Here is a 24,795-nt window from a genome sequence, read left to right on the forward strand (position 1 = left end):
GAATACATACTTTTTAACAAAAGACATTGAACATGAAAAAACATTTATTAGCAGCGCTTGCTTTGACCACAAGTATATGCTATGCTCAGCAAAAGCCGAACGACCTTTTTCAACGCAATCGTTCCATACTAGAAAACGGGAGCGTTTCCCAAAAGGATTCATTGGCTAATGCCGTATTTAATGAGGTAAACACCTACAAAACGGAAGAGCAATACAGGGTAGCGATCAATATGCTCCGCACACTGGAACACGAAGACAAGATGGAGTCCGTTAGTAAGACGGTGAAAAAGAAATTCCCCAAGGGAAGCTTGACAAGAGATGCTTTTATCAGCGATGTATTCTACAAAGCGGAAAGCGGTGCAGACAAGGAGAAAGCATACAAAGAGCTGCTAAAAAAGTGGCCCGTAAGCAATTTCCCGGGACAGGAGCTGAGCTATGACTATGTACTGGCGAATTTGGCAGGCGCATTCGCAACCGAAGGAAATGCAACCCGAGCAACCCACTATTTAGCGCAAATGCACGAACGTTTTTGGCGTGGGAACGGCTATCTTTCCGTAGGGAAAACGCTTTTGGCTGCCGGTGATACCACAGCTGCCACGCCGTTGCTCAAAACAACAATGGACGACGCCTATTACTACATCAGCTTGCCTGAAGAACAAAAAGACAACAAGGCCCGATTCGCTTCCATGGGTTATGCAAGTTCCATGTCGTCTTACGTCGGCATACTAGTTAACCAAGGAGCATACGCTGAAGCTTTGGATTTAATCGAAAAAGCCATGACGGTTGCCCCCGAACAGGCCGATGCACTCGCCAACGTATACTATAAGTCCCTATTGGGCACGGGCCGTAAATTGGAGGCCTACCAAGTGCTAACAAAGCTATACGCGAAAGGCCAGTTTAATGTAGAGGATGATCTTAAAATGCTTTATGCAGATCTTAATGGTTCCATGAAAGGCTATGCGCGTTTCAATACCGGCCTGAAAAACGATCTGATAAAGTCTATACAAGAGCATATTAAGCAGATGGAGACCTACAAGCCCGCCCCCGATTTCGAACTCCGTAATCTAAAAGGAGAAATCGTTAGTCTAGCTAGCCTGAAAGGAAAGGTCGTTGTGCTGGATTTTTGGGCGACTTGGTGTCAGCCTTGTATTCGTTCGTTCCCGGGGATGCAGGCTGCACAAGCTATGTACAGTACCGATGATAATGTGCAATTCCTGTTTATCAACACTTGGGAACGCGACAAGGATTACAAGGAGAAAGTCGTGTCCTTTATAGATAAAAACCAGTATCCGTTCGAGGTTTTGTATGATGACCAGAAAGACCCAGCAACTGGACAAGTGCTGGCGGCCAAATTCGGTGTCAAAGGTATTCCGGCCAAATTCATTATCGATGCAAACGGTAACATACGCTATTTCTTAACGGGATCTAGTCCTAATGTAGATTATATAAAAATGGAGATGAAAGAGCTCATCGAGGCTGCAAAAAAGCCTCACGCCGGATAGCGAAAACGCCAAAAGTGGGGCGTAGGACATCATCAAAGCATATAGACCGCTGCCGATAGGTGGAACAGGTAGCTGCTCGGAAAACGGCATACCAAATATTGCTGGGCAAGATGTTGTGCGCGAGTTTTTGTGAGCCGATTAGGGGTGCTAATCGGCTCATAAGATCCCTATCCAAGTCTTAATCCACCTGAACTATGCAAGTACGGATACCTAGCGACCCGAAAAACGAGAAAGTATGCGTCCATCTGCCATGCACCGCGCTCACGAAATTACAACCGGAAAACACCAAAAAAATATTATTAAACTTTCAGTATGTTTTGAAAGTTTAATAATCTTCCATATATTTGTGTTATGGAACTAGCTGAAGCAAAGGTAAAATTTATTGAAACCTGGGGTAAATTGGGCTCTGAATGGGGTATAAACCGTACCATGGCGCAAGTACATGCGCTGCTTTTGGTGTCTCCTGAAGCATTGACTACCGAAGAGATTATGGAAACTTTACGTATCTCCCGCGGGAATGCAAATATGACCCTGAGGGATTTGATTGGGTGGGGATTGATCGAAAAACAACATAAGGCCGGTGAGCGCAAAGAATATTTCTACGCCGATAAGGATACGTGGAACATCGCCCGACAAGTAGCCAAGGAGCGCCGCAAAAGGGAGTTGGATCCGGTATTAAAAGTCTTGGAGGAGCTTACGCAGGTGGAGGGTGACCAAAACGACCCGGCATACCAAACGTTCAACAAATCCGTGACGGACATCAATAAACTGGCAAAAAACGTCGATAAAACGCTGGACACTATGTTTAAGGCCGAAGAAAATTGGTTTTGGGGCTCCTTATTCAAGCTATTTAAATAAGCTATATTTTTTTGCCTATAATTTTCATTTAATACTGAAAGTTCCATAATAAAAATACGCAGTTATGAAAGCACTTCAAGATCACCTGATTTTATTCGACGCCGAATGTCCGATGTGCCGCCTCTATACCCAGGCATTTGTAGACAGGGGCATGCTTGATAAAGACGGTCGGAAAGCCTATCAGGAATTCCCCGCAGACGCCTGCCCCCTACTCGATCGGCAACGTGCGGTAAACGAAATTGCACTGGTCAATCTAAAAACGGGCGATGTAACCTATGGTATCGAAAGTATCCTCAAAATTGTCAGCACATCATACCCGCTGCTAAGGCCGATCTTGCTCTTCAAGCCTTTCCTTTGGTTTATGCGCAAGCTCTACGCCTTTATTTCCTTCAATCGCCGGGTAATTATCCCAGCGCCTGTTTCTGCAGATACTTTTCAATTACAGCCCAGCTTCCGTCTACGCTATCGCCTAGCATACCTCGTGTTGACGTGGCTCATCACATCCGCTGTGCTCACCGCCTACGTACCCCTGATGGGCGATCTACTGCCCCAAGGCGCGTCCTACCGCGAGTATATCATCTGTGGCGGGCAGCTTTTTTTCCAGAGCGCCATCATCGGCCTTGCACAAAAGGGCAAACACTGGGACTACCTAGGCAACATGATGACCATCTCTCTTGCGGGGGCTTTGCTGTTGCTCCCAATTCTGCTGCTGGCGCCGTGGTTGACCCTCCCTCCGATGGTTTACGTCGGCTGTTTTCTGCTGGTCGCGGCAATGATGTTGCTCGAGCACATCCGCAGAACGAAGCTTTTGGGTATGGGGCAGCTGCTCACCATCTCTTGGGTGCTTTATCGTTTACTGGTTCTTTTATTCATTTTTCTATACGCAGCATATGATCACGTATAACAAAATTATACTCGCCGGAGGCAATGGATACCTTGGTGGCGTATTAGCTCGATATTATAGTCCCCTCGCACGCGAAGTCATTATCCTCAGCCGGACGGCCAAGCCTGCGGATGGAAACATCAAGACGCTGCATTGGGATGGTTGCACTGCTGGCGAATGGACCGCTAGTCTAGAAGACGCCGATCTCTTGGTTAACCTATGCGGAAAAAATGTAAACTGCCGCTACACGGAAGCCAACAAAGCAGCAATCATCCGATCGCGTGTCGTGCCCACCACGCTTCTAGGAACCGTGATCACGCATCTCCAAAAACCACCCAAACTGTGGATCAATATCACCTCAGCGACAATCTATCGGCATGCCGAAGATCGTCCACAAGACGAAGAACGCGGGGAGCTGGGCTACGGCTTCTCTGTCGACGTTTGTCGGCAGTGGGAGGAGGCATTTTTCCAAACCGACACCCCTCGTACGCGCAAGATTGCCTTGCGCATGGGTATCGTCCTGGGTCGTAGCGATGGCGCATTTCCGCGTCTGCTCAATTTGGTCAAATGTGGCTTGGGCGGCAGACAGGGCAATGGCAAGCAGTATGTCTCTTGGGTACACGAACAGGATGCTGCCCAGTGTACGGAATGGTTACTGACGCATAACGACCTACAGGGAATAATCAATTGCACCGCACCCGAAGCATTGACGAATACCTTCTTCATGCAGCATATCCGCCAAGCAATCGGGATCCCTTTCGGCCTACCTAGCCCTGCCTGGCTTTTGGAAATTGGCGCAACGTTGATCGGTACAGAAACGGAGTTGATCCTTAAAAGCCGATGGGTGCTCCCGCAGCGGCTGCTGGATAGCGGGTATCCATTTCTTTTTGCTAAAGCCGAGCATGCAATAAAAGACCTGTTGCGTATCCGGGGCTAAACCGATGATACGTCGTTAGCAGCCCCAGCTGCCAGGTGGGGGCTAGGGTTTCTTCACAACAGGTAAAAGCGGTTGATCAAGGCTTGTGCGTCGTGTTCAATTGCGGGATTTCCTGCCGCCCGGCCACGGATAATTTCGATCATGCGACTGTCTAGCCATATTCCTATTTCAAATCCAGATAAGTTGATACAATATGTTGATTTTTTGAATGGAAATGGCAATCGGTAGCGAAACCTTCCTACCTATATTTGCTAGGTAAACCTAATTGAAGTTGACATGATACATTTCGCAGTCCTTTTCGGCCTTCTGTCGTCTGGACCAATCACTTGGTCCGATGCACCACTGAAGGCTTCTCCGGTACACACATCCAGTTACCATATGCCACGGGAAATAATCTCGTTGAACACGCGGCAAACGAAGGTGTTGACGGGAATCGTAACTGACCAAAGCGGCACACCCCTTCCAGGTGTCTCCGTCACGGAAAAAGGAACGAACAGTGCGGCCAGCACGGATGCAAACGGACGCTATTCCATCACGCTGCAAAGCGATACGGCCATCTTAATTTTCTCTTCTGTCGGATACTCGGCCTTAGAAGTCTCCTCGGCAGGCAAACAAACATTGGACGTGCTGTTGCAATCCGATGCCGCAAACCTCGATGAGGTCGTCGTGATTGGTTACCAGTCCATAAGAAAGAAAGACCTGACAGGCGCCGCCTCGGTGGTATCCGTAAGAAACACCGAAGCCAAGGTGGCGCGCTCGCTGCCCGAGGCCTTGCAGGGGCAATCTTCCGGATTGGTTGTCCGAAACTCCGGCGGACCGGGCCAAGGGGCCGTCGTCAATATCCGTGGGCTTAGCACCTTATACGGAAATGCCAGCCCCTTATATGTTATCGACGGCATGCTCTCCGACCCGAACGTCACCATCAATACCAATGATATAGAGAGTATTCAGGTATTAAAGGATGCATCTGCCGCAGCCATCTATGGGGCACGCTCGGCAAACGGCGTTATCATCATCACGACAAAAAAGGGAAAAACGGGACCTATGCAGGTCAACGCTTCTGCCCGATACAGCGTCACAAACTTGCCCAAGATGTACGATATGATGAATGGCTCCGAATATGTTGCCATGAATAGCCAAGCCTATCAAAATGCAGGGTACACGCCTCAAGCGTCTGTGGCAAACTATGACGGTACCGATGTCAACTGGGCGGATGAGCTTTTCCGCACCGGCGGCATCCAAGACTACAACGTGTCCATAGCGGGCGGTGGTGAAACATCGAAATACTACATGTCGGGTTCTTATTTCAAAGATGTAGGCACGATGATCGAGCGAAAATTTGATCGTGCGGCATTCCGTATCAACACCGAAGGCTCGCGCGGAAGGGTGCGCGTTGGCGAAAACATCTTGATCTCCTCGTCCTATGGGCAATCTCCTTTTTCAGGCGGTGCTTTTGGCGGAAACCCTTTTTACGATGCCTTTAACATGCTGCCCATCATTCCTATCCGCGGTCAGGAATTTATCAGCGAAGCCAATCCTGGCGGTTGGGGTATTGGCTCCAACAATGCGCGCACCTATTCTCGAAACCAGATCGCACAGGCCTACATCACCAACTCTTCCTACAACTATGTAAAGATAATGGGCAATCTGTATGGTGAAGTCGATGTGCTGGATTGGCTTACCTACCGCTTAAATGCAGGATTGGAAACCAGCTTTGATAAAAATACGGCATTGCGCGGCAAAGGCATTTGGTATTGGAACCAGATCGACCCGCCCACACGGATCGATGAAGAACGCTCGCAATTTTTAAGTTATCTATTCGAGCATACCTTAAACTTCAATAAAACAATCGACAAACACCAGATCAATGGTGTCGTAGGCTACACCCAGCAGACCATTGGTCGGACAGGCATCGGTGCCGGAAAAACCAATTTGCTTGCCTCTGCCGACGAATATTTTACGACCATCAATTCGGCAACAGGCGAGAGCATCGCTTCCGGCAGCCGCGGCAGAAATTTCATAGACTCTTGGTTGGGTCGATTGAATTATACCTATGACGACCGCTATCTTGCCACGTTTACATTCCGGTCCGATAAAGACTCCCGCTTTGGAAAAGACTACCGCAATGGCTTTTTTCCGTCTGGGGCACTGGCCTGGCGATTAAGCAATGAAGATTTTTATAACGTAAGCTGGATGCCCGACTTCAAGCTACGGGGGTCTTATGGCGTCTTAGGGGCCGTGAACCTGTCCAACTACCAGTATGTAGGTTTTGTCAACCAAGCCCCTCGTGCGGTTTTTGGTTCAGGCATGCAGGAAACGCAGGTTGGCGGTGCGCAGGTAACCTTGGTTGATCCCAACCTGAGGTGGGAGGAAAAAGCAACGTTAAACCTCGGCTTTGACGCAGCGCTCTTCAACTCGCAGCTCACCCTATCCGTGGACGCCTTTCGCGCCGTCACGTCCGATGTCTTGCTGTTTCTGCCTATTCCCGGATACTTAGGCAGTGTAGGCAGTCCCGGCCTCATGACAAATATCGGGTCTATTGAAAACAAAGGTTTAGAGTTTGAGCTGGGCTACCGCCCGAATAGCACCCGCGAAGATGGGTTCCGGTGGGATATCTCCGGGAACCTAAGTTTTATCCGCAATAAGGTACTTTCACTTGGTAATTTGGGCATTGACCCCATTACGGGCTTACCGAGAAACTATATCCAATCCGGCAATACCAGAACCCAAGTAGGCCGTTCCATCGGCGAATACTACCTCATCTTAACCGACGGCCTCTTCCAGAACCAAGCCGAAATTGATGCGCACCGTGCGCAGGCCGGTATTGCCAAACCGGGCGATGTGCGTTACGTAAACCTGCTGGACAGAGGTACCGACAACGACATCACCCCCGATGACCGAACCTACGCTGGCTCGCCATGGCCCGTCTTTACCTCGGGTGTCACCTGGAATGCATATTACAAAAACTTTACCTTCAATATGCAGCTGTATGGCGTGGTGGGCACCAAGCTGTACAACGATTTGCGCCGCGATTTTGATGGCATGGGCTATTCCAACTACCGCCGTGGCATTGTTCCCTGGACAGCCGAAAACCCGACAGACTTCCCCCGTTTAGGCGTTTCCTACACCAGCAATACAGCTGGTGATCCCAGCGTAGACCAAGGGATTATTTCAAACGTGCGTGGTGATACCGACCGCTGGTTGGAGAATGGTTCTTATCTGCGGTTAAGCAATGTGCAGTTGGGATACAATATGCCGCAACGCATATTGAAACACTTACACATCCCCTCCTTGCAGGTGTATGTAAGTGGGCAAAACCTATTCACCCTCACAAACTATACAGGATTGGATCCCGACGTAGTGGGCGCCAATGCCAATCTAGAACCCGGCGTGGATGTAGGAGCCTGGCCACCGAACAGGATATTTTCTTTTGGAATATCGTTAGGGCTATAATCAATCGAACAGACAAAGAACTTTACCATGAAAAGATCAATCATATTCATATTTACAACATTAGCCATTCTAGGCACCAGTTGTCAACGGAATTTCGACGAACCTAACCCTGATATGCTGACCGTGGAGTCCTTTTGGCGAGACGAAAGTGATGCGCTCAAAGGAATAAACTCCGTTTACAGCGCACTCAACAGGGGCAGTTCCTACTACAACCGGGGCATGCATTTTCTTTACCTGCTACGCTCCGACGAAGGGTTTGGCTCGGGGGGCGACATCGGTCTCAACAACAATATGTCCTTCGCTTTTACCAGCAATAACACCAGTGCCGACGCGTGGAATGCCATTTTCCATGCGAATTTCCGCGCAAATCAGGTCATCCTCAACGTGCCCCAGATTGCCATGAACGAGACGGTCAAGAAACGTATTATCGCCGAAGCAAAATTTCTGCGAGCCCTCAACTACTTTAACCTTGTGGTGTTTTGGGGGCGACCACCACTGGTCTTGACACCCTTAACGGCGACCGATTATCCGGCCAATGCAACACCTGAACAGGTCTATGCGCAGATCGTGCAGGATCTCAGCGAAGCTGCGGCAGATTTGCCCGTCTCCTACTCGGGCGCCGATATAGGCCGCGTTACGAAAGGAGCCGCACACGGCTTACTGGCAAAGGCATACCTGCAGCAAGGAAAGTTTAGCGAAGCGAAAACGGCGATGGACTGGTTGGTGACAGGCGAAGGCGCGGGCAATTACGCCTTGATGGAAAATTATGCGGACAATTTTAAGCAAACCGCTGAGAATAACCGGGAATCGGTATACGAAATACAATACAAGGAAAACGCAGCCGAGAATGGCGATGACGATACCAACCCCGGCATAAGCCTGAATACGGGTGCTTCGGTTCCCAAATTCTTGGCCCCGCCGAATCCAGGGCCAGGTTATGCAGATGGCGGTGCCAGACGATGGATTGTGGACAGTTTCGAAGAAGAACGAACCATCGATGACCGCCGGGATCCTCGTGCCGCAGTCAGTTTCCTTTACGACAACGCCGACGAGCGCGGCCCTGCTTTCACCATGGTATACGGCCAGGTGTGGCAAGCCATCTACGGCGGTAACGATAAGCGCGTATGGTTTCGGAAACTATTGAACGATGACTCCAAAAGTGGCGAAAGCTTCAGTTCGCCCAACAATTACCGTATGATCCGTTACGCGGATATCCTCTTGATGTACGCAGAATGCTTGAATGAGCTCGGGCAGACAGCGACGGCTTACCCCTATGTTGATCGGGTTCGATCTCGGGTGAACATGCGCACGCTGACGGTGGCCAAGCCAGGTTTGGATCAGTCGGCTTTTCGCCAACAGATCAAGAAAGAACGGCTGTTGGAGTTGGCGGGCGAAGGCTGGCGCTATTTCGACATGGTGCGCTGGGGCGAGCTAAGCAACAACTTAAACACCTTGCGCCAACGCGATCCTGACTTTAACAACTTTGTACCGGGTAAGCACGAGTGGTATCCCATCCCACAATCGGATATCGACAACAGTGCAAACCTTACGCAGAACCCAGGCTATTAAAATTTGATCAAAAAAACAGAATGATGAAAAACTTATGCTATATCATCGCGATCAGCTTGCTGTTTATCTGCAGTGGCTGTGAACGCGAAGAGGAAATTCCGTCGAGCACCGTTCCGCCGACGATCAGCTTATCGGCAGACAGCGTAGCGATAGCTTCCGGCAAATACATATTGCGCGCCGAAGGAGTGAGCGCCTATGGAGGGCCTCAGCTCCAACAAGTAGACTTTTACAAGGGCGGCGAAAAAATTGGCGAGAAAGCGGTTGCCCCCTACACCTTCGAGTACGATGTTCAGGAAAACGTCCCTGACCAACAGCTCTCTTTCCACGCCGTTTTAATAGACCGCGCCGGCAACGCGATAAAGAGCAACGAAGTGCAGGCCAAAGTCAGGGTGCTTCCGATCCGCATCGAAGCGGAAAATGCGACCCTGCGCGGCTTAGCGCGCGTGGCAAACGACCAAGAAACAAGACAGACTTCCTCCAACCAAGCCAAGGTGGGTGCCATCGACAACGCCTCCAGCGGCATCGATGCCACCATACAAATTCTTGCTGCCGGCGACTACCTCATCCGCATAGCCGCAGGAACGGGTTTTGACGGCACTTCCCATAAGGTCTATATTGATGATCAGGAGTCCACCGCCCAAATATATGCTATCCCCAACAGGGGTTGGAACGTGTGGCAGACTTTCGATCTGACGTTTCCGCTGGAAGCAGGCCCGCATAAGATCAGTATCCGCCACCAGTCGATGTATGGCGAGCTAGATTATTTCGAATATTCCAAACTTTAATATGATGATCATGAAACAGATGCTTTATATCAGCTTTATCCTATTTGCGCTTGCTTGCGACAAACGGGGTGCTGGCCCATACTTGCCCACGCCGAAAGCTCCTGAAGCGACAGGGCCCGCAAAATTCCAAAATCCGCTCCTGAACACCGCTCCCGATCCTTGGGTTGCGCAACGCGGCGATTTTTACTACTATCTGCAAACACTGGGCAACCGCATCGAAATTCGGAAAACAGCAAAAATGAGCGAGCTGTCGTCTGCAGCAAGCAAAGTCGTTTTCACAGCGCCCAGTGCTGGCCCCAACAGCCGGGATGTTTGGGCACCGGAATTATTCTTTCTGCAAGGAAAGTGGTACATCTACTATACCGCGAGTAATGGCCAAGACGTTAACCACCGGATGTTTGTGCTGGAAAACGCGAATGAAGATCCGACCACAGACAACTGGGTCGATAAAGGGCAGCTGATCACACAGCCTACCGATCAGTGGGCCATCGATGGCAGCATCTTCGAACATGGAAGCGAATTGTTTTTCATCTGGTCGGGGCGGCCAGGTGCCAGCTCAGGGAATCTTACCCAAAATATCTACATCTCCAAGATGTCCAATCCGTTTACATTGACCGGCGAAACGGTCATGATAGCCGAGCCGGAGTACGATTGGGAACGCAAAGGCTTCCGTGTGAACGAAGGTCCCGAGATCCTGAAAAACAAAGCTGGCGATACGTTTTTGATCTACAGTGCCAGCTATTGTGGCACCGACGATTACGCGCTGGGTATGATGAAGCTGACCAACGGCGCAAACCCGTTGCTCATGTCCTCTTGGACAAAGCACCCTACCCCTGTATTTAAACAAGCTCCAACAGCCTACGGCGCGGGACACAATGGGTTTTTCAAATCGAAAGATGGCACCGAAGACTGGATTATCTACCATGCAAATACGGAGTCGCACCCGAACAATGATGGTTGCGGGAATGTCAGAAGCACGCGCATGCAAAAGTTTAGCTGGAATGCTGACGGCACGCCAAATTTTGGTACCCCGGTAGCCGTAGGCGCCTTTCTCGACGTGCCCGCTGGCGAGTAAGAGAGGGCTACTTCACCTGCTAAAGATCCGCCAGCAAGAGTTAAATTGCAGTGCCCGCCAACACCCTATTTGGGTATTGGTAAAGGGAAGCATACCAAAAAGCTGCGGTAAACAGTAATCGCAGCCTCCTGTGAGACGTGTTGCACCTCACAGGAGGCTGGATATGCTCGATATCCCAACAACCGAGCTACCAACACACAACGGACCCGTTTCTTATGGAAATGGCACCCAAAACAAATCGGAAACGCCGAAGGGGACAAAGACCTTCGGATTTTGCAACCTCAGCATAAGTGGTTCACCGCTTCGATGATACAAAACGAAGCGCGTTAGAGGAGCTGCACATAGCGTATTTCAATAAAATTTATACAATATCCCTAGAATTTTACCCCGGCGTGCTATCGGCAGTTTTTGCGCTACTGCCATGCCAAAATGCATAGATGTAGCAAACATAGCATACAGCGCCTAGCTGTTCTGCCAAAACGACGATCCGGAAGCAGATCTAACGGCAAGGCGAAAGCTTATCGCAACAACCGCTAAAAAAATGTTAAAACATTTAAAATCAACGATTAACATAATTTCTTTAAAAAAGTTTTGTTAAATTTCAATTGTTACAAAAACCGGCTAGACGAAAAAAATTCAAAAAAATTTCCATTTACCGGATTGTCACCTAATCTTCGTTCTTCACGTTATTATCCCACAAAATATAAAAACGACACATCGTGTCGACATAATTTTTCGGAATAATTATTTATTTTTTTATATATAGCTTTATGGTGGCGGAACCGAAAAGCCAATCTTGATTTCTCCAAATCAAGAATAAATAACAGAGTAGGACCATTGTAAATTTTTTTAATATGAAAAGGACACTAAGTTTAACCATCCAAGAGGTAGAAAACCGAAACATGCCGACCTTTTTAAGTGAAACAGCACTTTCTGTCGCAAGATGTACCTCAACTTGCACAACATGTACATGTTCTTGCTGCTGCAACAATGGAGACCAACAAGAGATGGTAGCTGCCCTCTAATTGGATTTAATAGCTTTGGGGCCACTGATCCCCAAAGCTATTTCAAATCCGATGCATTTTGCTAACCTTTTTTATTTTGCATATATGAGTACGAAAAGCATCTCATTAAAAAATCTGAGTATCTACAAAAATGCGGAACGCACTTACATCGGTCGAGGCGACGGCTACCTTTCCGTATTGGAAGGGGAAGACGTATTCTTGGTGAATGACATTTTTTCGGCATTGTTGGATAACGATAAGAAGCTGACCTACCACGAACTACAGCAGTCTATCGTGGAGAAACATACCGTTGACGACGGATTTTTTGATGACATTATCAACTGGCTGACCTCAAATGGAATACTGATACTAGAAGATGAGCACGCAAGTCCGCCCGAGACGCAACAACTCCACTTAGCCATCATAGGACTGCCCGATGATGAAACGGAGATGCTATTGCAGAAGTTGCAAGAGGTTGTGGGCGAGGAGGTGAAAATTGCCGCTCAACAGCTAGAAGGATTAGCCAATGCTGAAAACTGTGCCGCTTTGCTATTTACACCGATTTTGGATAAGTCTATCAGCAACTGGGCACAACAACTTTACGAAAGCAATATTCCGCATATCTATTTAGATTTTTCACCCTATACGATCACCCTCGGACCAGCGGTTATTCCTTCCATCAAGACCCCCTGCCTGAAATGCTTTGCCCGTCGCAGAATTGCAAATACGGCAGATCCCAAAAATTACATGAAACTGATCCGGCTGGACAATGAGGTGTTGACCAAGACCTCGTTTTTGGATAGCAATTTCCATCGCACACTTTTGGAATGGCTTGGCGGTGAGTTGTTGCGCTTGATAGCTTCCAACTGGACCTCCGCCGGCATTGTTGCCAAATCTAAATCCATCAACTTTGCCACAGACGAGTTTGAAACGGCGAAGATCATCAAAACCGTGAATTGTGAGGTGTGCAACCCTCACTTGGTTTTCAGGGCATTAAACGGGTAGCACATGAAGACACATAACGCCAACCGCGAGGTTACGAAATACCTATCAGGCTCGTTTGCCGGATTTTTATCGGGAAACATTTACTTTATTCCGAACCGGCTTTTCATGCCCAAAGAACTACATCATACAGCCTGCGAAGGCCGCAACTTGCAGTATGTGGGCGCCCAGCTGGACAGCTTGTCCGGTGGCTCCATTTCCTTTGACAGGGAATCGGCTATACTATCCACCTTCGGCGAGTTTATCGAGCGCTATAGTGCGTCTTTCCAGAGTGAGCATAGCCACATCCTGCGCCAAGGCATTAGCTACCGCGAGCTTGAGAAAACGGAAAACGTGGTTAATTTTAAGTACCTCAGGCATTACCAAGAAACACAGTTTGGGCAGGTTAATTTTCCCTTTGCACGGTTAGCACCCGATGATCCGATCGACTGGGTAAAAGGGCATTGCCTCTTGCACAACGAAAGCTTCTATTATCCAGCAGAGCTCGTATTTTTACCCTACAAGCTCAGCGGCAGCCAGCATTATTGGGCACAAACCTCGACAGGCTTATCAGCGCATATCACGGCAGACTTGGCTATGGCCGGCGGCTACTTGGAGTGCGAAGAGCGCAATGCCTTCAGCCAGTGGTGGTATCGCCAAGATAAGATCGACTTCATCAAATACGACGCGCAAACGATACTGCGCGAATGTCCCTCAGAACAGATCCGCATCCTGTTTGCCAACGATCGTGTCAAGCTTGATGTGTATGACCTTGGCGAGTTTTCCAATGTGGAAACGGTTGTCTGCTTTTTGCAGTTTGAGTACAAGAACCATCCCTATATATCCATTGGCTGTTCCTCGCGGTTCTCCAAAGAAGAGGCCATCACAAAAGCTTGCTTGGAGGCTTATCAGGGGATTGATTTCGCCATACTCCTGTGCAATAAAGAAGGCTGGATAGATGATGCCAAAGATGATTTCTCCAAATTAGATGAGTTTGATAAGCATTTTGCGTACTATAATAAGTTTTTGGACATCCGGCAGCACGTACCAATTTATTTGGACCTGCTGCACAATAGCGCTGGATACCGCGACAGGCTTGTCCAGTTCCCGGGCAAGGTCAGTCGCTTTGGCCAAGCAGAAATACAGCAAAAGGCGACGAATATCAAGTATTTACTGACCTTTGATGTGGCTACATCCGACGCTCGCCATTGCGGCTATCACGTGTATAGGGTCGTCGTGCCGGGGTTCCACCTGCTGACAGGAAATTACAATACCCCATTTTTAGGTTTCTTCGAGGAGAACGAAGAGCTGTTCACCCACATTCCTCACCCTTTTCCCTAATCTGCCATGATCTTTACGAACAACTTATTCAACGATTACATCTCGAGCTGCACGCGCGACTTTATCGAAACATCCAAACTCCAAGTTTATGATGTACAAGATTATGCGATGCACATCTCCGGCGTAATGTCTAGCGACTACTACATGAAGGAGATCTTCAACTCGACCTTGGAGCTGGGCAATGTGAAAACCGTGGCACTGCCAGCATACGAATCATCAGAAGCGCTGCGCATTTGGCACAAGATAAACAAGGCAAGGAAGTGCATACGGCATTTCTCGGCCACCGAGCAACTGAACCTTAACGAGCTGTCATCGCTACTGCAGAACACGCTGTTCATCAGCCGCGTCGACGCGCATGGTAACGACGTCAAACACCGAAACATCCCCTCGCCGGGAGGCCTCTATCCCGTCGACCTCTACTACCTGAACCTAAAGGCTATCGACGGGCTTGAGGTGGGCGCCTATTACTATGATCTACATCAAGGCAGCCTCAAAAAGGTATCGGATGGGACCGTTGATTCGGTATTCCGCGAAAAAGTGTTTGATGCTTTCTCCGTGACGGAGGGTGTGCCCACAGATATCGATTTCTTCAACGCCAGCGGCGTGGTCATCCTGGGTGGCACACTGAACCGCACGGCTTTCAAATATTTGGACCGTGGCATCAAATGGGTGTTCACCGAGGCAGGCTCCCTGCTGAACAATATACAGCTTGTCGCCACGGCACAGGGAGGTGTCGGCACATGCCCCTGCGCGGGCTTTATCGATGATGCCATCGCCGAGATCATCAATTTCAGGTCTATAGATCAAGTACCCATCATCAGCATCGTCGTGGGCAAACCCGTTAAGTAGCCATGTTATGAATCTGAGCTTAAACACCGAATATCTGTTGATTGGCGATATCGATCGCCAGGAAGTCGTGGTGCTGAAACACAAACGCACCCATCGGGTTTTCCGTATGAGCAGCATGGAATACCGCATCATCGAACTTTATGCCAAGGGATGTTCCAAGCAAAAGATCATCGAAACTTTCGAGGCCGACTATGAGATCAGTATGGAGGTGCTGGATGCCATTATCAACTCGGCAACGACCCATTCCTTTGTTGTTGCACGCGGCGGTTACGAACAGTTTCCCAAATATAAGATACAACGTAACTTTATCTCGCTGTTGAACTACGGTATCTTTCTGGCCTTAAAGCGCCTCAAGTTAAATCCAAATCGGATCAAGCTGGACAGCGGCGGGAGTTTCAATTTGACAAAGATCATCAAGTGGACACCGCGGCCCGTTCCCGCGCCCCTGTATCGCGCAGGTTCGCTGGCGCTTTTGGGGCTGCTGCTTTTTACGCTGCTATTCTTCGTCCTTTTTCGCGCGCAGTCCTTAGACTTCGCTCTTGTTTTTTACAACCTCAGCCACATCGGGTTTTTAACGATGCTGCTGATCGCCTTCCCTATTTCGCTGGTCATTTCCTTTTTTCACGAGCTCGCGCACTACATCGTCTACAAACGAAACGGCGGCACGCAGCACGAGCTGGGCCTAGGGCTGCTCTACGGATTTATACCAATCTTCTATACGGCGACGGAGGATATGGTTATTTGGCATAATAAATGGACGAAGATCAAGGTAGCCTTAGCGGGCCTAGCATCTGACCTATTTTTTCTGTGCCTGGGCCTGAGCCTATATGCATTGATAAGCTCGCCTTGGATCGCTGGCATTTGTTCATTTATTTTCCTGAATTTGGTGGTCAAGATTATTTACAACTGTAATCCGTTTTCACCCGGATCTGACATGTACTTTGTGTTTCTCGACTTGTTCAACCTGGATATCTCCTTTACCAATGCGCACGAGCAGGTAAAAGCGATACGCAAGAACAAGCACACGAAGATACATTGGGGAAGCCTGGCCTATGCATTGGCCTGCTACCTTAGTATCACGGTATACCTGTTGTCTTTTTTATTGATTTTGTCTTTCCCGATTTGGATTAATTTTTTCATTTAATATGGATACACAAAACCTAATCTTTCAGTTGAAAAATGTTGACCTTAAGATCGAGGGCACCTTCATTCTAAACGACATCAACTTGGATGTCCAGAAAAATGAGCGTGTGTTTATCCTGGGCAATAACGGATCGGGAAAGTCCTCCTTGATCGAAGTTTTTTTGGATAATATCAAAGCCAGCGGCCAGATCCTGCGTCGCATGCCGGCAAAGCGCCACATAGGTTTGCTTTTCGATCAGGTTCCTTTCTCGCCGCTCTATAAGGTCAAGGAAGTCGTACACCTATATGGACTGCTTTTCCATCTGGAACAAAATGCCTATCAACCGATCTTGGAACGATTGAACCTTCCGGCTATTATGCACAAAAAGATCGGCAAGCTCTCTACGGGCGAGCGCAAGCGGCTTGGCCTCTTTGCGGCCCTTTTCCACCATCCACAATTGCTGGTGCTGGACGAGCCGCTGAGTGGCATAGATCCCAATAGCGTGCAGCAGATCAATGAATTGATCTTTGCGCATCCACGCACGGTGATCATCGCCTCGCACTATTGGGAGAGTGCCGTCAAGTATGCCGATAAAATTGTTTTCCTGCATCAAGGAACGATCCTTGGCGGCGGCGCACGAAGCCCCACAGAATGGCTATCTGAGGACTTCATCCCCTTTAACGAGAAGGTGGTGATTCAGGCCGACAGCGGCTTGTCGCTGGATGAGCTCAGGCGCCTTGCTCCGCTGACATTCGGCTACGAAAACCAATATGTGCTTTTCGGCTTTAATGCATCGCTGCTCGACTTTCTCTCTACGGCAAAGATCACCTACTCGAGGGCGCAGAAATCATTACATGATATTTACTACTACTTAATGACTAAACATGAATTGGAAGGCATTACTCTATAACACCTACTTGGATAGCTTGGCTTTTTTCCGCGTAAAAATAGCCCTGTTTTTTTCGTTTCTTTTTCCGTTGATGCTGTTTGTGATATTCTGCACCATCTGGGGCCGTGCAAACAGCGCATACATTGAGTTTCTCCTTCCGGGGATGATCGTGCTCATGTCGATCAGTGAAGGGCTATTTTCCGTCGGCCCCGTGATCAAAGATTACTATGCCTCGGGCATGATTAAACTCATCAAATTTCTCCCTGTCGATATCGCGCTGTTTTTTATCTCGTTCATCTGCAGCCGCTTGGTATTCTTTCTGCTGTCCGTGCTGCTGTTGCTTATCACGGCCAAGGTGTTCTTTGACTACAGTGCCCTTGCGATATACCCGCGGTTGCTGGCCGGCAGTATCTTGAGCTTGGTTACCTTTTCGTTGTTAGGGCTGTGCATCTCTTTTTTAAGCAAGAAAGACAACAGCCGCACCCTGTCGAATATCGTGTATTTCATCCTCATTTTTATCGGCAACCTCTTCTACGCAACGGGCATACAAAGCGGTGTATTCCGATTCTTTCAGGATATCCTGCCAACCAACCATCTCGTAGCTTTCATGCGCTCAGAAAACTTCAACCTGCTCGTCGTCTTCGCGTGGATCGTCGTACTGGCTATCGCTTTCCGCCTACTATTCCTGAAAATAAGATACAGTCGGTCATGAGAAAAGTATTTGCATGTACAGCTCTTTTCTTGGCTTTATTAGCCGCCTGTCAAAACTCGACGTTGACCAACAGCGCCTTTGTTGGGCAGGAAACAGACAGCCTATTCTTCCATACGGAAGATGAAATTGAGCAAGCCTTTTCCAGCAGCTTTGCCTTGGGCAACATGGACAGCCTGGTGCGCCTGGAGAAGAAACTGCAGGCCTTTGACGGCCCGCTTGCTGCCTACTGGCGGGGATATATCGCGTATTTGCAGGGGATATACCTATTTTCCAAAAACAAGCGCGACTCCTCTTCGCTGTATATCGATCGGGGCATTGAGGTGCTCAAAAATGAAAAACAATCCTCCGAGAGCAGTGCCCTGCTGGGCATGCTGTACAACTTCTCGGTGCAGTTTAGCAGCAACGTCATGATCCCCGTTATCAGCCACAAGGCCGACAGCTATTTCCAGCAATCACTGGCGCTGGATTCCAACAACCTGCGGTCCTACTTGGGCATGGCCAACAAGGACTACTACACGCCGGAGAAATTCGGGGGAAAGAAAAATGTGAACGGCCTGTTGCAGCAAGCGCTCACAAAGCCGGACCGGCTGGACAAAGACGCGCGGCTGCCCAGCTGGGGGCGCGAGCAGGCTTACGAGCTGCTGATCCGGCATCATGTTGAATCGGGAGAAGTGGATGCTGCCAAAACATATTACAAAGAGGCCGTAGCGCTATTCCCGATGAATTATCAATTAATCCGTTTATCCTCATTATTCTTAGAATGAAAAACAAACTGACCCTTCACCTGCTGAAAATAAGCGTGGTGTTTATTATGGCTTTGCTCTTCGTTGTGCCAGCAGGTGCACAGACTGGTCAAGGTGTCCTAAATGGCATCGAAAAGAAAATAGATGATGCCTTTGGCCAAGCATTCGTGACAAAGAAGCCCGATCAGCTGGAGCGCATAACGAAACTTTTGAAAGAACAGAAAAAATCGGCACTGACCGACTATTGGCTGGCTTATGCCTACTACCTGAACAGCCTTTACTACGATAGCATGGGCGATGCCGATGAGGCCGAGTCGACGCTTTCCAAAGGCATGGAGCTCCTGAAATCGGGCAGCCAATCGTCCGAAAGCTATGCGCTGATGGGCACCATGCAAAACTATTCCATCAAGTTTATGAATATGCTATCCGCCAATAAGGCGGCAGAGGAAGCTACGCGAAACCTGTCCAAATCCATCCGTCTCGAGCCAAAAAACTTACGGGGCTATTTGGGCTTAGGCCTTCAAGATTATTACACCCCACCGGAATTTGGCGGGGGAACCAAAACGGAGGGCCTACTGAAAAAAGCGCTGAGTATGCCCGATCAGCCCACAAAGAACCCCACGATGCCCTCTTGGGGTCGCAAGGAAGCCTATACCACGCTGATCAGTTATTACATCAAGAAGAAAGATCTGGAAAAAGCAAAACAATATTATAAAGAAGCGTCAGCCAAATATCCGAATGATTATAGATTGCTCTCTCTATCTAAGGATCTGCTATAGGCTGCTCATCGGTCTTTGCCCCCTCCTTACGCTGGGGCAGCAAGCTTTTGAGGGGCGGGTCGTCGATGCCAACAAGCATCCCCTTTCCTATGTCTCGGTCAGCGTTGTCGCCCATGATTCGATGAGCACGCTGACCGATAGCGCGGGCTACTTTTCGCTAACGGGGATGTCCTCCGCTACCGAAGTAGAGGTATTGTTCTCTCTGTTGGGTTATCAGTCCAAACAGGCTATGCTGCGTAGGGGTAGCAAAGAAAGCCATGTGCTGCTTGGCGAGTCGCAGACGTTACAGACCGTGGAGGTGTGGCGCTCCATGAAAGACCTCACTTCGATCAATCTTGGCAAGCTGGATATCTATACCAATCCCATTGCAGGGGCAGATGCGCTCAATGCCCTGCAGATTTATGCCTACTCAAGTAATGTAGACGAAACGGCGAACCCCTCTTTTCGGGGGAGCGAGGCAGACCGCTCGCGGGTGTTTATCAACAGCGTGCCCATCAACAGCCCAGTACGAAACTCGCAGATAAACGGTGTGGGCAATTTCAGTATCTTCAACACGGAGCTCATCCAGTCTATGGATGTCTTTCCGGGCAACCCGCCCTTGATCTACGGGAACACGGGCGCCGGTTTGATCGACATCAAAACATCCGAGTCGGTGAAAAATAGCACCCAGCTTAGCCTCTCCATCGCCAGTGTGGGTGCATTGATCAACCGCAACCTGTCTCAAGATGCCTTTACCCAGGTCTATGCCAACCACCAATTTGATGGGCCGCTCCTGAAATTGAATAGCAAGGGCCTAGGTTTTCTCCAATCGTTCCGAACGACGGATGTCGGGTGGAACAGCAACTGGAAGGTCTCGGATGCCGACAGGCTCAATTTCTATGCTTACTACATCGATGAATATGCCGAGCTAACATCGACAATAAATTTCAGCAATGGGCTGAACCAATCGGGAAAAAGGCGGGGTTTCTTTATCATGAACTACCAAAAGTCGCTATCAGACAAGCTGAACCTTGCGCTGAACAGCAGCTATGATATGGGCAAGAGCCGCATTGACTTCCTGCAGATCGATGTCTCCTCGACCTCCAGCACCCTGTTCAACTCGCTGTTGCTGAATTACCAAAAGGAAGGGCTAAATGTCACCACCGGCCTGGAATACAACCTGCAGCAAAGCAGTATGCAGGGTGTGGGGCCTACATTTTACTACAGCAACCACGATAGCTCACAAACGCAAGTTGTGCAAGGCGACTTTGGGCTGCACATCCTCGAATCGTTCCTGCACGGCACCTACAGCAGCAATAGGATGACTTACAGCCTGGGGCTGCGCAAAAACGTCCCCTTGCAGCACGATGCCAACGGCATAAAGGGCTCCGACAATTACTTTAGCTTTCAATCGTACATCAAGTGGAAGATCAATACCATCCAAAACCTAGTACTCTCTGCCGGAAGATACCATAACTATACCGAACCAAATGTCATGTACCAACGACAGGCGCTCAACCAGACCGATCAGCTGGCGCTGGATTACGTGCTGAAACAAAAAAGCACTTCTTTTAATGCCTCGCTGTACGCAAAACGAGAACAGGGAATGTCCAACACCAGCTACGAGTTTTTGGAAAGCATGGCCTCCCAACGAGAGATCTTCGGTTTGGAGCTTTCCGTCCAGCAGAATTTTTGGAAGTACTTTCGCTTGCTTTCCTCTTTCAGCTTGATGGATGCTTCTTTCGATATCGAGGGCGTGCGCTACAGTACGTCTAACAACATACCTTACTTTTTCAAAAACGCATTGACTTTCAGCAGAAATAGATTCAACATTTCATTGACTGCGCTCAACAGACCGGGCACACGATACACCAGGGTAATCAATGGCAATTACATCCCTGAAGCGCGGGCCTACGAACCGATCTACGAGCAGCAATTGAATGGCTCGCAACTTGGGGCATACCATCGCTTGGATCTCAACATCAGCAAGCTGATTCCCATTAAAAACAATCTGCTAACACTTTACTTCAATGTCAACAACCTCTTGGGCGCTAAAAACCAACGCAACTTGATCTACACCCCCGACTTCTCCGGATCTTCCTTTGAGCATTTCAACGGCAACGTAATATTCTTTGGAGCCAGCATGACCCTTTATTAAGTAAGACCCCTTCCAGTGGGTCTTTACGGACGGCTAAACTTAATTTTCCGGCTTCCTTTAAACCCGATCCGGTTTGGGCGATCAGCCATACCGCACTTATCCCCGTATATAAAGCACTAGGATTAGGCCAATCCTTAACGCGGTCATTTACGGATCAGCTTGATTTGGAAATAGTTGTCCTTTTGGGTGTATGCCACATCGCGAAACAATACCTCCGTAATATATACGCCATCGCAGTCTTCGTAATTCTTCCCTTCGACCACGAAAGCGAAAGCATGTATAGTCGAAAGGAATTTATATTGTTCAATGCCATTCGATAGTTCCAGTTCTCTCAATACGACATGATCGTTTCCATCGATATCATATGGAATCGTCTTGTTTTTATTGCCTCCTAATTCTTTCTTGAACTCAAACATATTTTCAGCAAGTTCGTTGTTGGTAATCATGTTGTCCCCGTTTTCGTTCACAAACGCTAGGGTTAGGGTTGCCGGTGGATTGGAACAAAGGGTCCGCTTATCGCACGACGACATCAAGGGGATCATCAAGGCCAGTAAATAAAACACTTTCATGGGTATATGCTTTTCATTGCTTGATCAATTATCTTACCAAAAGGTCGTATGGTCTGGAAAGTTGCTTGCTGTTTGCCGCATTCGTTCGGCTAACTGCGCAGATACGCATGCGTATTCGGTGCAATGTATAATGCTAACGAGCTGGATACTTATGCGCAGGCAATTTCCACATCATGATCATAAAGGCGTTTGACCCGCCATACTAAAATGTTAAAAACTGTAAAATGTATCATTGTATTATTCTATGGCACATTATTTGTTTATTTACTTGTATTCATAATTTAGGTTAATATTGGTTAGTTAGTAAAAAATCCTGAAGCTCCCCGCTTCAGGATTTTTTTGTTGGAAGCAGTCCATTATGATTGGCCAGCTGTTCAAAGATGGACATCTTTTTGTTCGGTATCGAACAGCTGCGCATACCACATAAAACCACAAATACCTGTCAGTCTTTTAGTTAAAGTTTTTGGCAAAGCGGTTGCATCCCTCTTCACAGATGGCAAGCGAGCGGTTGCGGGTTAAGCTTATCGGAAAAGATTTCACCGACCAAAGCTCCGCATTTACCGAGAAACAACTGCAACCCATCTAATAGGTATTCATCAGCAGGCATTAGCGCTGTACTTTTGAGATATCAAATAGGAAATAATAAAAAACATATTAAAAGACATTAAAAATAGCACAACCATGAAAAAGACATTAACAACCATCGCAGCAGCCATCATCATGATTAGCTCATTCTCTTCTTTCGCAGCAGAGAAAACCAACCCCTTAAAGAACGTCGAGTCATCAAAGGTCATCAACACCTATCTAGAAGCCACTACATTGGGCAGCGTCGAACAGAACAAGTTCCTTTTTGCCGATGATTTCCAGTACAGCAACAGCGCGAACAACGACACGTTCAACAAGCGCGAGTACACCGCCTTTTTGAAAGCACACAAAGGCGTCAACTTCGACTGCAAGACAAACTATGAGATCTTGGATCAAAGCGGAAAGGCCTGCATGGCAAAAGCGACGATGGTTTTTGAAAATTTCACGCGCGTCGATTATATCACCTTGAGTCAAGATCAGGATGGCTGGAAGGTGAGCAAAGTCGTGACGACCTACCCTTAATAGCATAAAGATTTTTGTTTACATATCGCCATGTCGCGAGACGTTGCATGTTTAGTTTAGTTCAGTTTAATAAAGTCTGCCGCTTGGCAGACTTTATTGTTTTTAAGCCCTGTCCTTTTTTGTTGTACCAAAAATGGTATTTCGCCGTTATGGCTTGGCAACGTTATAGCGTGTAGGACATGCTAACAAAAAATAAATGTTAAAAATTGTAAAATGCAAGATTGATTTATTCAATGGCACATTATTTGTTCATCTATTAATATTCATAATTTAGGTTAATAATTGGTTAGTTAGTAAAAAATCCTGAAGCTCCCCGCTTCAGGATTTTTTTGTTTACCGCGTTTGTCCGTTTACATACGATGGTACATCGCTACTTAGATTAATCATCATATAGCGCATGATGAAATATTTATTTCTGTCTACTATACCAATTTCTTATCTCTTTTTTTATCCGCAGCTCATCCTGGGCATCCGCTAGGACTTCCATATATGTCATCTCCTTAATTGCCAAACAGTAATGAACCATAATCCAATATTCGTAAAGCTCCCTCGGCGCAATCGTACCGTCTTCAAATTTGATTCCCCAAGAATCTTCATCCGCATTTTCCAATCTGTCCAAATTCTTTAAAAGGTCGCGTTGTAATGGTCCTTGCCTTGCGATAAATTCCACATAACCTTCCCACTTCCACGCTGGAATTTGGGCAACAGGGTTAGATTTCCAAAGTCCAAGCTCTTTGTATTGCAAACAGTGCATCATTTCATGAGCGAGCAGTTGCGTCAAATTCCAGGTGTAACCATGTAGTTCAACGGAATTCTCCCCGCAGTTCATTTCCCCCTGCAGGATCACCTTATCATAAACTGCCCAAGCAAATGCTGGGCCGAGCAGCACCTTTATCAGGCCGGGATATTTCGATCCGTCATGAAGACAAATATCCAAATTTAAAGAGCCTTTATAAAACTCACTATTTTGTAAAAGTATGGCTGCTTCGTCCAGTATAGCTGTTAATTTTGGATCAACAGGCTTGTTGTGATAAATCGTGAAGCCGCTGTGCGTAGATTTATTGGCGTATGCTAGCTGGGGGCTTAAAATAATTGTTATTAAAAGTCCTACAAGCAGCAATACTACTATCATTGACCCTAAAATCCATCTTTTTACTTGGCGTCTTTTCATGATACTGCAATTTGAGGTTACGCACAATCGCACTGCACCTTTAATAACGAAATCGTCGTTTGCTTAGCCGGTCTACTAAATGCGTATGCGGTTAAACATATCGTTCCATCCTGTTCATTCGATTTTCCATCTTGCCGCATCGTTACAAAAAGCGAGCGGCCGTAAAACCTTATTTTCTTAACCGATGTTGCTCGATTCAATATACAAATTATTCGCGCATATCCGTTATATGCGTACACGATAACTTGAACATGAATCAAGACATGCATCGCTCCTAGGACAGCTACACTATCATCCACCTCTCAATCAAGCAATATTTTGGAAAAAT

The 24,795-nt window shown here is 47.9% G+C and carries 20 protein-coding genes; 18 read left to right on the forward strand and 2 right to left on the reverse strand.

Annotated features, from left to right (window positions below):
• Positions 1-32 precede the first annotated feature (32 nt).
• The 17 genes from IE165_RS04645 to IE165_RS04725 all read left to right on the forward strand — a co-directional run bounded on the left by IE165_RS04645 (position 33) and on the right by IE165_RS04725 (position 21,620).
• Positions 33-1,502, forward strand: a complete 1,470-nt coding sequence (locus IE165_RS04645) for a TlpA disulfide reductase family protein (RefSeq protein WP_189625438.1) — start codon at positions 33-35, stop codon at positions 1,500-1,502.
• A 351-nt stretch (positions 1,503-1,853) separates the two neighbouring features.
• Complete coding sequence (locus tag IE165_RS04650; RefSeq protein ID WP_189625439.1) at positions 1,854-2,360, forward strand: GbsR/MarR family transcriptional regulator; 507 nt, start codon at positions 1,854-1,856, stop codon at positions 2,358-2,360.
• A 64-nt stretch (positions 2,361-2,424) separates the two neighbouring features.
• On the forward strand, positions 2,425-3,264 hold the full coding sequence (locus IE165_RS04655; RefSeq protein WP_189625440.1) for a DCC1-like thiol-disulfide oxidoreductase family protein: 840 nt from the start codon (positions 2,425-2,427) through the stop codon (positions 3,262-3,264).
• Positions 3,251-4,180: a TIGR01777 family oxidoreductase gene (locus tag IE165_RS04660; RefSeq protein WP_229826350.1), complete on the forward strand. Its 930-nt coding sequence runs from the start codon at positions 3,251-3,253 to the stop codon at positions 4,178-4,180. Before IE165_RS04655 ends, IE165_RS04660 begins: the two co-directional genes overlap by 14 nt.
• Positions 4,181-4,456: 276 nt before the next feature.
• Complete coding sequence (locus IE165_RS04665; protein WP_189625441.1) at positions 4,457-7,633, forward strand: SusC/RagA family TonB-linked outer membrane protein; 3,177 nt, start codon at positions 4,457-4,459, stop codon at positions 7,631-7,633.
• Positions 7,634-7,660: 27 nt separating this feature from the next.
• Positions 7,661-9,202 (forward strand): RagB/SusD family nutrient uptake outer membrane protein, encoded by a 1,542-nt coding sequence (locus tag IE165_RS04670; protein ID WP_189625442.1) that lies wholly within the window; start codon positions 7,661-7,663, stop codon positions 9,200-9,202.
• Between the two features lie 20 nt (positions 9,203-9,222).
• Entirely contained in the window at positions 9,223-9,987 is a 765-nt protein-coding gene (locus IE165_RS04675) for a hypothetical protein (protein ID WP_189625443.1), read from the forward strand.
• A gap of 1 nt (position 9,988) precedes the next feature.
• Positions 9,989-11,062, forward strand: coding sequence for a glycoside hydrolase family 43 protein (locus IE165_RS04680; RefSeq protein ID WP_229826352.1), 1,074 nt, complete (start codon positions 9,989-9,991; stop codon positions 11,060-11,062).
• 1,109 nt (positions 11,063-12,171) lie between these two features.
• Positions 12,172-13,071, forward strand: a complete 900-nt coding sequence (locus IE165_RS04685) for a hypothetical protein (RefSeq protein ID WP_189625444.1) — start codon at positions 12,172-12,174, stop codon at positions 13,069-13,071.
• Positions 13,072-13,074: 3 nt separating this feature from the next.
• On the forward strand, positions 13,075-14,388 hold the full coding sequence (locus IE165_RS04690; protein ID WP_189625445.1) for a YcaO-like family protein: 1,314 nt from the start codon (positions 13,075-13,077) through the stop codon (positions 14,386-14,388).
• A 6-nt stretch (positions 14,389-14,394) separates the two neighbouring features.
• The gene (locus tag IE165_RS04695; protein WP_189625446.1) at positions 14,395-15,237 is read left to right on the forward strand and encodes a SagB/ThcOx family dehydrogenase; all 843 of its coding nucleotides are present in this window, start codon (positions 14,395-14,397) and stop codon (positions 15,235-15,237) included.
• A gap of 7 nt (positions 15,238-15,244) precedes the next feature.
• Positions 15,245-16,381, forward strand: a complete 1,137-nt coding sequence (locus IE165_RS04700) for a zinc metalloprotease (RefSeq protein ID WP_189625447.1) — start codon at positions 15,245-15,247, stop codon at positions 16,379-16,381.
• Position 16,382: 1 nt separating this feature from the next.
• On the forward strand, positions 16,383-17,270 hold the full coding sequence (locus tag IE165_RS04705) for an ATP-binding cassette domain-containing protein (protein WP_189625448.1): 888 nt from the start codon (positions 16,383-16,385) through the stop codon (positions 17,268-17,270).
• Positions 17,245-17,961: an ABC transporter permease gene (locus IE165_RS04710; protein ID WP_189625449.1), complete on the forward strand. Its 717-nt coding sequence runs from the start codon at positions 17,245-17,247 to the stop codon at positions 17,959-17,961. Before IE165_RS04705 ends, IE165_RS04710 begins: the two co-directional genes overlap by 26 nt.
• Positions 17,958-18,725: a tetratricopeptide repeat protein gene (locus IE165_RS04715; protein WP_189625450.1), complete on the forward strand. Its 768-nt coding sequence runs from the start codon at positions 17,958-17,960 to the stop codon at positions 18,723-18,725. The genes IE165_RS04710 and IE165_RS04715 overlap by 4 nt, the downstream gene beginning before the upstream one ends.
• Positions 18,722-19,483, forward strand: coding sequence for a tetratricopeptide repeat protein (locus IE165_RS04720; protein ID WP_189625451.1), 762 nt, complete (start codon positions 18,722-18,724; stop codon positions 19,481-19,483). The genes IE165_RS04715 and IE165_RS04720 overlap by 4 nt, the downstream gene beginning before the upstream one ends.
• Positions 19,443-21,620, forward strand: a complete 2,178-nt coding sequence (locus tag IE165_RS04725) for a TonB-dependent receptor (protein WP_189625452.1) — start codon at positions 19,443-19,445, stop codon at positions 21,618-21,620. Before IE165_RS04720 ends, IE165_RS04725 begins: the two co-directional genes overlap by 41 nt.
• Positions 21,621-21,763: 143 nt before the next feature.
• Here the strand turns inward: IE165_RS04725 and IE165_RS04730 are convergent, their stop codons facing one another.
• Positions 21,764-22,189 (reverse strand): hypothetical protein, encoded by a 426-nt coding sequence (locus IE165_RS04730; protein ID WP_189625453.1) that lies wholly within the window; start codon positions 22,187-22,189, stop codon positions 21,764-21,766.
• A 681-nt stretch (positions 22,190-22,870) separates the two neighbouring features.
• Here IE165_RS04730 and IE165_RS04735 point away from each other — a divergent pair.
• Positions 22,871-23,296: a nuclear transport factor 2 family protein gene (locus tag IE165_RS04735; protein ID WP_189625454.1), complete on the forward strand. Its 426-nt coding sequence runs from the start codon at positions 22,871-22,873 to the stop codon at positions 23,294-23,296.
• Positions 23,297-23,705: 409 nt separating this feature from the next.
• On the opposite strand, the gene IE165_RS04740 is transcribed toward IE165_RS04735, so the two are convergent.
• Entirely contained in the window at positions 23,706-24,428 is a 723-nt protein-coding gene (locus IE165_RS04740) for a hypothetical protein (protein WP_189625455.1), read from the reverse strand.
• Between the last annotated feature and the right edge of the window lie 367 nt (positions 24,429-24,795).

The organism is Sphingobacterium griseoflavum (assembly GCF_014653155.1).
GTDB classification, from domain to species: domain Bacteria; phylum Bacteroidota; class Bacteroidia; order Sphingobacteriales; family Sphingobacteriaceae; genus Sphingobacterium; species Sphingobacterium griseoflavum.